11 protein-coding genes are annotated in these 8,670 nt (G+C 71.7%); 3 read left to right on the top strand and 8 right to left on the bottom strand.

Annotated features, from left to right (window positions below):
* The 4 genes from DY218_RS03810 to rimP all read right to left on the bottom strand — a co-directional run.
* Positions 1–309 (bottom strand): translation initiation factor IF-2 N-terminal domain-containing protein (locus tag DY218_RS03810; RefSeq protein WP_199566621.1); only part of this gene is annotated, 309 nt, incomplete at its 3' end.
* Positions 310–453: 144 nt separating this feature from the next.
* The gene (locus tag DY218_RS03805; protein ID WP_128554461.1) at positions 454–732 is read right to left on the bottom strand and encodes a YlxR family protein; all 279 of its coding nucleotides are present in this window, start codon (positions 730–732) and stop codon (positions 454–456) included.
* Between the two features lie 132 nt (positions 733–864).
* Positions 865–1,887 (bottom strand): transcription termination factor NusA, encoded by a 1,023-nt coding sequence (gene nusA, locus DY218_RS03800; RefSeq protein ID WP_128554459.1) that lies wholly within the window; start codon positions 1,885–1,887, stop codon positions 865–867.
* Positions 1,888–1,889: 2 nt separating this feature from the next.
* Positions 1,890–2,450, bottom strand: a complete 561-nt coding sequence (rimP, locus tag DY218_RS03795) for a ribosome maturation factor RimP (protein WP_128554458.1) — start codon at positions 2,448–2,450, stop codon at positions 1,890–1,892.
* A gap of 265 nt (positions 2,451–2,715) precedes the next feature.
* Here rimP and DY218_RS03790 point away from each other — a divergent pair, with 265 nt between their 5' ends.
* The 3 genes from DY218_RS03790 (at position 2,716) to DY218_RS03780 (ending at position 4,815) form a co-directional block, all read left to right on the top strand.
* Positions 2,716–3,285 (top strand): hypothetical protein, encoded by a 570-nt coding sequence (locus tag DY218_RS03790; RefSeq protein WP_128554457.1) that lies wholly within the window; start codon positions 2,716–2,718, stop codon positions 3,283–3,285.
* The gene (locus tag DY218_RS03785; RefSeq protein WP_128554456.1) at positions 3,282–3,815 is read left to right on the top strand and encodes a ferritin-like domain-containing protein; all 534 of its coding nucleotides are present in this window, start codon (positions 3,282–3,284) and stop codon (positions 3,813–3,815) included. Before DY218_RS03790 ends, DY218_RS03785 begins: the two co-directional genes overlap by 4 nt.
* A 91-nt stretch (positions 3,816–3,906) precedes the next feature.
* Positions 3,907–4,815, top strand: coding sequence for an aminoglycoside phosphotransferase family protein (locus DY218_RS03780; RefSeq protein ID WP_128554455.1), 909 nt, complete (start codon positions 3,907–3,909; stop codon positions 4,813–4,815).
* 79 nt (positions 4,816–4,894) lie between these two features.
* Here the strand turns inward: DY218_RS03780 and DY218_RS03775 are convergent, their stop codons facing one another.
* The 4 genes from DY218_RS03775 to DY218_RS03760 form a co-directional block, all read right to left on the bottom strand.
* A complete protein-coding gene (locus DY218_RS03775) occupies positions 4,895–6,589 on the bottom strand; it encodes a proline--tRNA ligase (RefSeq protein ID WP_128554454.1) in 1,695 nt (564 codons plus the stop codon).
* Positions 6,590–6,661: 72 nt separating this feature from the next.
* Positions 6,662–7,204 carry a GNAT family N-acetyltransferase gene (locus DY218_RS03770; protein WP_128554453.1) on the bottom strand — a complete coding sequence of 181 codons (543 nt, stop codon included), beginning with the start codon at positions 7,202–7,204 and terminating at the stop codon, positions 6,662–6,664.
* An 85-nt stretch (positions 7,205–7,289) separates the two neighbouring features.
* The gene (locus DY218_RS03765; RefSeq protein WP_199566620.1) at positions 7,290–8,144 is read right to left on the bottom strand and encodes a GNAT family N-acetyltransferase; all 855 of its coding nucleotides are present in this window, start codon (positions 8,142–8,144) and stop codon (positions 7,290–7,292) included.
* 121 nt (positions 8,145–8,265) lie between these two features.
* Positions 8,266–8,670 (bottom strand): flavodoxin-dependent (E)-4-hydroxy-3-methylbut-2-enyl-diphosphate synthase (locus tag DY218_RS03760; RefSeq protein ID WP_158573968.1); only part of this gene is annotated, 405 nt, incomplete at its 5' end.

Below are 8,670 nucleotides of genomic sequence, written 5' to 3'. Positions count from 1 at the left end.
CTCTGCCGCGGCCGGCTTCGGGGCCGGCGCGGGCTTGGGCGCGGCGGCTCGTGCTGCCTGCGCGGGGGACGGCGCCGACGGGGACGCGGGCTTGGGCGCCGCGCTCTTGCGCGGGGCCGCGGGCTTCGCACCGGACTTGCCGGAGCCGTTGCCCTGCTGGAACGCGTCGGTCAGCTTGCGTACTACGGGCGCCTCGATCGTCGAGGACGCCGAACGGACGAACTCCCCGAGTTCTTGGAGCTTGGCCATGACGACCTTGCTCTCCACGCCGAACTCCTTGGCGAGTTCGTATACCCGGACCTTAGCCACTTCGCTCCTTTTAGGTCCGGGTTACGCCGGACCGTCGCTACTTCATGGGCGTACTCATCGCGTACTCATCGAGTGCTCATCGCAATCTCGACCTACTTCCGACTCGCGAGGTACCAGGCCGTACGGGGTTCCGTACGGCACGTCTTACGGTGTCGCCTGCTCGACATACCGGCGCAGCTCCGCGGTGTCGAGCGCACTCCGGACTCGGAAGGCCCGAGAGAACGCTCGGCGGCGGACCGCCAGGTCGAGACAGACCAGGGCGGGGTGTACATAGGCACCCCGGCCGGGCAGCGTACCGCGTGGATCAGGGGCACAGACGCCCTCGATCGCCACGATGCGCAGCAGATCCTTCTTGGCCGCTCGCTCCCGGCACCCCACACACGTGCGCTCAGGGCATGCTCGGGCATGCGTCCGGCCAGACACGCTCAAGTCTACCTCCCCGTACCGACCTCACCCCATTGGGGCAAGAATCGAACGGCTGTCTTTGTGATCGATCGTCCTGATCCCGGGGATCTTCGGCCTGATCCTTGCGTTCGGCGCGCGGCTCGAGCGCCCTCAGTGATCGCCGTCGGTCCGGTCGGCCGACTCCAGCGACGATCCGGACGTCTCGGTGTCGGGCCTGATGTCGATGCGCCAGCCGGTCAGCCGGGCGGCGAGGCGGGCGTTCTGGCCCTCCTTGCCGATGGCCAGCGACAGCTGGTAGTCCGGCACCGTGACGCGGGCCGAGCGGGCGGCGAGGTCGACGATCTCGACCTTGCTGACGCGGGCCGGCGAGAGGGCGTTCGCCACCATGTCGGCCGGGTCGTCGGACCAGTCGACGATGTCGATCTTCTCGCCGTTGAGCTCCGCCATGACGTTGCGCACCCGGCCGCCCATCGGGCCGATGCAGGCGCCCTTGGCGTTCAGTCCGGAGCGCGTGGAGCGCACCGCGATCTTGGTGCGGTGGCCGGCCTCGCGCGCGATGGCGGAGATCTCCACCGAACCGTCCGCGATCTCGGGGACCTCGAGCGAGAAGAGCTTCTTCACCAGGTTGGGGTGGGTCCGGGACAGCGTCACCGAAGGACCGCGGACACCCTTGACCGCACGTACGACATAGCTGCGCAGGCGCATGCCGTGCGGGTACGTCTCGCCGGGCACCTGCTCCTGGACCGGCAGGATCGCCTCGAGCCTGCCGATGTCGACCAGGACGTTCTTCGGGTCGCGGCCCTGCTGGACGACGCCGGTGACGATGTCGCCCTCGCGGCCCGCGTACTCGCCGAGGGTCGCGTCGTCCTCCGCGTCGCGCAGGCGCTGCAGGATGACCTGCTTCGCCGTGGTGGCCGCGATCCGCCCGAAGCCGGACGGGGTGTCGTCGAACTCGCGGGCCTCCTGGCCCTCTTCGAGGTCGGCGGGGTCCTCCTTCGCCCAGACCGTCACGTGTCCGCTCTGGCGGTCGAGCTCCACGCGCGCGTGGCGGCGGCTTCCCTCGGTGCGGTGGTAGGCGATGAGGAGGGCGGACTCGATCGCTTCGACCAGCAGGTCGAAGGAGATCTCCTTCTCACGGACCAGGCCCCTGAGGGCGCTCATGTCGATGTCCACGGTTACGCCTCCTCTTCGTTCTTCGTGTTGTTGTCGGCGTTATCGGCGTTGCCGGACTTGCCGGACTTGCCGGTCGTGTCCTTGCGGTTGAACTCGACCTCCACGCGAGCGCGGTCGATGTCCGCGAAGGGGAGCCGCCGGGCGGTGGGCTTGCGGCCCTTGACGCCGGGCACTTCGAGGTCGAGTCCGTCCTCGTCCACCTCGAGGATGCGGGCGACGAGTTCGCCGGAGCCGGCCTGAGCGGTCAGCCGGAACTTCACCAGACGGCCGGTCGCGCGGACATAGTGCCGGTGCGCGGTCAGCGGCCGGTCGGCTCCCGGGGACGTCACCTCGAGCACGTACTCGCCCGGGCCCATCACGTCCGTGGTGTCCAGCTGCTCGGAGATCTCGCGGCTGAGCTCGGCGCAGGTGTCAAGCTGCACGCCGTCGTCCGCGTCGACCACGATGCGGAGCACACGCCGCTTTCCGGCCGGGGTCACGGTGATCTCTTCGAGGTCCAGATCCTTGGAGCTGACGAGCGGTTCTACGAGTCCGCGCAGCCTCTCGCTCTGGGTGGTGCTCATCCGGGTGACTCCTCGGCCGCGTGTGCTGTTGTGGTCTCGTCGCGTGTCAGCTCAAAGGGTATCCGGTCGCCAGGGGTGTTGCCGTCCACCTGTGCCGGAACGGTCCACCGGGGGCCGTCTGCGCCCGTGGGACGAGCCGCTGGACTGTACGAGCACCGGCCGAAGGTACGGTGATCGCGGCCGGGCCGCCGCCCGGTGCTTCAGTCGCCGCCCATCCCGAACCCTGATGCCGCTGCTGGTCACGAGCCCCACGAGGACGTCTGCCGTGCCGTTCACCCATGCCTCGCCGCCCCCACCGGGGCTGCGCAGAAGGAGCCTGCTGGCCACGGCGGCCGGTGCCGCGCTGCTCGTCGGCTGTTCGGGAGGCGGCTCGGGGGGCGACGACGAGCGGCCGTCCGCGGAACGCCGGGCACGCGCGCGTGCCTCGCGCGACAGCCGTCGGCTCGCCGCGCACTACGACGCGGTGCTCGCCGCGCACCCGCAGCTCACCGACCGGCTCCGGCCGCTGCGTACGGAGACGCTGCGGCATGCCGAGGCCTTCGAGGCGTCGCCGCCCGGTTCCGACGCCTCGCCGTCGGCCTCCGGCACGCCGTCGAGCTCCCCCGCACCGCCGTCGCCGTCCGCCGCCGCGTCCCCCGGATCCCGGGGGCCCTTCGACGTACCGGCCGACGAGAAGGACGCGCTGCGGACGCTCGCCGCGGCCGAGCAGAAGCTCGCGGACCGGCGCCGAGAGGGCCTCGCGGACGCCCCGGGCGAGCGGGCCCGGCTGCTCGCCTCGGTCGCTGCCGCCGGTGACGCGCACGCCTATCTGCTCACCGAGGGAGAGAAGAAGTGAACGCCGAGGTGATCGCGGCCTGTCAGGCGGCGCTGCGCGCGGAGCACGCCGCCGTGTACGGCTACGGGGTGGTCGGCGGCCGCATCGGCGAGGAGCGCCGCGCGGAGGCGCGCGCCGGCTACGACGCACACCGCGCCCGGCGTGACGGCCTGCGGCGGACCGTTCGCGATCTGGGCGACGAGCCCGAACAGGCCGCGGCCGCCTACGCGTTGCCCTTCCCCGTCCCGGACTCGGGCGCTGCCGCGCGGCTCGCCGCGGAGTTGGAGGACCGGGTGGCCGGTGTGTACGCGGATCTGGTGCGGGCCGCCGAGGGCGAGCGGCGTGCGGCGGCGGCCGAGGCACTGCGTGAGGCCGCCGTGCGTGCGGCGCGCTGGCGCGGTGGCAGCGTAGCCTTCCCCGGGCTCGCCGAACGGTCCTCGGCGCCCAGCCCGAGCGCCACCCCGACGGGCGGTCCGCAGGACGGTCCGACCACGGGGCGCGGGGAGGCGTCACGTACCGCAGCCGCCCCCGAGTCGGCGGGCCTCGTCTGAGCGGCCGGGGCGGACGGGACGGACGGGGCGGACGGGGCGGACGGCGGGACCGAGCAGCAGCACCGAACGGCTGAGAGGAAACAGCGCGCGCATGTCGCGGAGGGAATTCGAGGCACCGGCACGACTGGTGCGAGCGCTCGGCCACGCCCCGGACGCGGCTCGGGAGGACGCTGCCGGGTGGCCGGCCAAGGTGCCGGACCTCGTCGAGGAGGTCACCGCGCGGCTCGGTCTGAGCGTGGAGCGGGTGCAGCTTCCGGGCGGGCGTTCCAGTGTGGTGGTCCTGGTGCGCCGCCCGGACGGCACACCGGCCGCCCTGAAGCTGGCTCCGCCGGGTGCCCATCCGGAGCGGGAGGCGGCGGCGCTCGCCCACTGGGACGGGCACGGCGCGTGCCTGCTCCTGGACGCGAGCGTGCCCGGAGCGCTGCTCCTCGAGCGCCTGCAGCCCGATGTCACGCTGCGCTCGCTGCCGGAGGCGAAGGCGCTCCTGGAGGCGGCCGGCACGGTGCGCAGGCTGTGGGTGGAGCCGCCCGCGGAGCACGGTTTCGCGTACGTGGCGGAGCGGACCGAGGCGCCGGCGGCGGCGATGGCCACGGTGGACGACGAGATCCGGCCACTGGCGACGGCGGCGCTGGATGCGCGCGCCGAGCTCCTCGCGGAGCCGGCCGAACAGCTGTTGCTGCACGGCGAGTTCCACCAGGGCAAGGTGCTGGCCGGCGAGCGTACGCACTGGCTCGCGGTGGGTCCGGTGCCGGTGGTCGGCGAGCGGGCGTACGAGCTGGCCAGGCCCGCGCTCGACCGGCTCGACGATCTGGTGGCGTCGAGCAGCGGCGCCTCGACGGCCCGCCGGCGGGTGGGCCGGCTCGCGGATTCGCTCGACGTGGACCGCGACAGGCTGCGCGGCTGGACCCTGTTCCGTGCGGTGGACGATGCTCTGGTGTCGCTGCGCGAGGGGCGGCGGTCGCGGGCGGAGCTGCTGCTCGAGTTCGCCGCCTGGCTCTGAGTCGAGGCGCGGAGACGAACGGCGGGTGCCCCGGATTCCGGGTCACCCGCCGCCGCGCAGTGCGTCATGTGCCCCCGCGTCAGGCGGTGATGCGGGCGATCGCCTCGGCGACCGGCAGCTCCTCGCGCTCGCCGGTGCGGCGGTCCTTGAGCTCGACGACGCCCTCCGCGGTGCGCCGGCCGGCGACCAGGACGGTGGGCACGCCGATCAGCTCGGCGTCGGTGAACTTCACGCCGGGCGAGACGCCCGCCCGGTCGTCGACGAGCACCCGGACGCCCGCGGCGCCGAGCTTCTCGGCGACCTCGAGGGCCAGTTCGGTCTGGGCGGCCTTGCCCGCGGCGACGACGTGCACATCGGCCGGCGCCACCTCGGGAGCCCAGCACAGGCCCTTGTCGTCGGCGGACTGCTCGGCGAGCGCGGCGACCGCGCGCGAGACGCCGATGCCGTACGAGCCCATGGTCACGCGGACCGGCTTGCCCTCCTTGCCGAGCACGTCGAGCTGGAAGGTGTCGGCGTACTTGCGGCCCAGCTGGAAGATGTGGCCGATTTCGATCGCCCGGTCGAGCTTGACCCCGGCGCCGCACTTGGGGCACGGGTCGCCCTCCTCGACGACCACGACGTCCACGTAGTCGTCGACCTCGAAGTCGCGGCCGCAGACCACGTTCTTCGCGTGGGTGTCCGGCTTGTTGGCTCCGGTGATCCAGGAGGTGCCGGGGGCGACGCGCGGATCGGCGATGTAGCGGACCTTCTCCAGGCCCTGCGGGCCGACGTAGCCGCGCACCAGGTCGTCGCGGCCCTCGAAGTCCTCCGCGGTGACCAGTTCGACGACGGCGGGCGACAGCTGCTCGCCCAGCTTGCCGAGGTCGACCTCGCGATCGCCGGGCACGCCCACGGCGACGATCTCGCCGTCGACCTTGACCAGGAGGTTCTTCAGGGTCGCCGAAGCGGGGACGCCCAGGTGCTCGGCGAGGGTCTCGATGGTCGGGGTGTCCGGGGTGTCGAGTTCCTCGAGCGCGGGGTGGTCCTGGCCCTCGACGGGCTGCAGGGCGAAGGTGACGGCCTCCGTGTTGGCCGCGTAGTCGCACTCCGGGCAGTCCACGAAGGTGTCCTCGCCGGCCGCGGCCGGGGCCAGGAACTCCTCGGAGGCGGAGCCGCCCATCGCCCCGGAGACGGCCGAGCAGATACGGAAGTCGAGCCCGAGGCGGCGGAAGATGTTCTGGTACGCCTCGCGGTGCAGTGCGTACGACTCGGCCAGGCCCTCGTCGCTGGTGTCGAAGGAGTACGCGTCCTTCATCTGGAACTCGCGGCCGCGCAGCACGCCGGACCGCGGGCGGGCCTCGTCGCGGTACTTGGTCTGGATCTGGTAGAGGATCACCGGCAGGTCCTTGTAGGACGTGCACTGGTCCTTGACGGTCTGGGTGAAGACCTCTTCGTGGGTGGGGCCGAGGAGGTAGTCGCCGCCCTTGCGGTCCTTGACCCGGAACAGCAGGTCGCCGTACTCGTCCCAGCGGCCGGACGCCTCGTAGGGCTCCTTGGGCAGCAGGGCCGGCAGCAGGACCTCCTGGCCGCCGATGGCGTCCATCTCCTCGCGCACGACGCGCGTGACGTTCTCGAGGACCTTCTTGCCGAGCGGCAGCCAGGTCCAGATGCCCGCCGCGTTCCGGCGTACGTATCCGGCGCGGACCAGCAGCTTGTGGCTGAGCGTCTCGGCGTCCGCCGGGTCGTCGCGCAGTGTCTTGATCATCAACCGGGACATGCGCTGGACCTGGGCCATGGTGAACTCCTGCGTGGAAACCTGTGAATGGTCAGGAGGTTAGCCGGGCCACGGGCGGGTGCGGAAATCGATTCAGCTCCGGCGCAGCGGCAGCGGCGCTCCCATCACCGCGTACGGCCTGGGGGCGGAGGGGAAAATCACCTGGCGGGCGAGGTCGTGGTAGCCGAGCGAGTGGTACAGGCCGCGGGCCGGGCTGTCGGTGTCGATGGCCGAGAGGATCGAGCGGGGCTCCTCCGCGGAGTCGGTGATCGCGGTGATCAGGGCGCGTCCGATGCCGCGGTTCTGGTGGCGTGGGTGCACATGCAGTTCGGTGATCACGAAGGAGTCGTCGAGCCAGTGGTCGCTGTCGAGGCTGCGCAGGTACGGCTCGACGACGGTGGACCACCAGTGGCCGCGGTCGTTCGGCATTCCGTAGACGAAGCCGATCAGGCGGCCCTCGGAGTTGGTGGCGCCGAGGGCGCGTGCTCCCGGGCTGCCGAGGTGGCGCAGCACGATCTGCCGGCGCACCTCGATCTCGTCGTCGCTGAGGCCGAAGGCGAGGGACTGTACGGCGAGCGCCTCGTCGACGTGGGCGGCGAGGTCGAGCGGCCCGATCACGGCGGCTGCTTCTGTCATGGGGGAACCCTACTGGCCGCTCGGGCAGGTCAGCGGGGGTTCTGGACCACGGGTGCGCAGACCGGGGGCTCGTCCGGAGGCGGGTTCAGAAGAGAACGCTCATGAACGCGCCGACCTCTTGGAAGCCGACCCTGCGGTACGAGGCCCGGGCGGCGGTGTTGAAGTCGTTCACGTACAGGCTGACGACCGGCGAGACATCGGCGAGGGCATAACGCAGGACGGCCGCCATGCCCGGTACGGACAGGCCCTGGCCCCGGTACTCGGGTGCGACCCAGACGCCCTGGATCTGGCAGGCGCCGTCCGTGGCGGCGCCGATCTCCGCCTTGAAGATCACCTGGCCGTTCTCGATACGGGCGAAGGACCGCCCGGAGCCGACGAGTTCGGCGACCCGCGCCTGGTAGAGGAGTCCGCCGTCGCCGGCCATCGGCGAGACGCCGACCTCCTCGGTGAACATGGCGACGCAGGCCGGCATGATCACGTCCATCTCGTCCTTGCGGATCCGGCGGACGTACGGGTCGGGCTCTATGCCGTCCGGCATCCGGTCGGTGACCATCAGCGGCTGGTGGGAGCGGACCTCGCGGGCGGGGCCCCAGCCGGGCTCGAGCAGCTTCCACAGCAGGGCGGTGGGCTCGGCGGGGCCGACGATGGACGAGCAGCGGCGGCCGGCCCGGCGGGCCCGGTCGGCGAAGCCGCGTACCGCGTCCGGGGTGGCGCAGATCGGGACCAGGTTCGCGCCGGCGTAGCAGAGCGAGCGCAGCCTGCCGTCGGCGTACCAGCCCCACATCTCGCCGCCGAGGCGCCAGGGGTCGAGGCCGGCGACATGGACCCGAGCGGCGACGAAGGCGTTGTTGACCGGCTCGCGCCCGAGGATCTCGAGTACGGCGGCGAGCACACCGGGGTCGCCTGCTTCCAGGACCTTGGTGGTCGTCTGAGTCAACACGTGAACGGGGGCCTCACCATACGGGCTACTGATCTCCGCACTGTACCTGGCAGCCGGTCGCGGCGCGCTCCTGATCAGGGACGATCAATGCGGCTGCCCCGGGGTGCCCCCGTCGTCGTGATCAGGCCCCGACGGAGACCTCGGGCTCGCCGGAGGCGATGCCGTCCTTCTCCATCTGCTCGGCGATCTTCATGGCCTCGTCGATCAGCGTCTCCACGATCTTCGACTCCGGCACGGTCTTGATGACCTCACCCTTCACGAAGATCTGCCCCTTGCCATTACCGGAAGCCACCCCGAGATCGGCCTCCCGCGCCTCCCCCGGACCGTTCACCACACAGCCCATCACCGCGACCCGGAGCGGCACCTCCATACCGTCCAGCCCGGCCGTGACCTCTTCCGCGAGCTTGTACACATCGACCTGGGCGCGACCACAGGACGGACACGAGACGATCTCCAGACGCCGCGGCTTCAGATTCAGCGACTCCAGGATCTGATTGCCGACCTTGATCTCCTCGACCGGCGGCGC

The sequence above is a fragment of the Streptomyces triticagri genome, assembly GCF_003429565.1.
Classification (GTDB): Bacteria; Actinomycetota; Actinomycetes; order Streptomycetales; family Streptomycetaceae; genus Streptomyces; species Streptomyces triticagri.
The sequence above is the reverse complement of the archived record's forward strand: the minus strand, read 5'-3'. Positions and strand labels throughout refer to the sequence as shown.

Coding starts and splice junctions, on each gene's coding strand:
- DY218_RS03780 (WP_128554455.1), top strand. CDS start 3,907: ATGTCGCGGAGGGAATTCGAGGCACCGGCACGACTGGTGCGAGCGCTC.
- rimP (WP_128554458.1), bottom strand. CDS start 2,450: ATGAGCACCACCCAGAGCGAGAGGCTGCGCGGACTCGTAGAACCGCTC.
- DY218_RS03770 (WP_128554453.1), bottom strand. CDS start 7,204: ATGACAGAAGCAGCCGCCGTGATCGGGCCGCTCGACCTCGCCGCCCAC.
- DY218_RS03775 (WP_128554454.1), bottom strand. CDS start 6,589: ATGGCCCAGGTCCAGCGCATGTCCCGGTTGATGATCAAGACACTGCGC.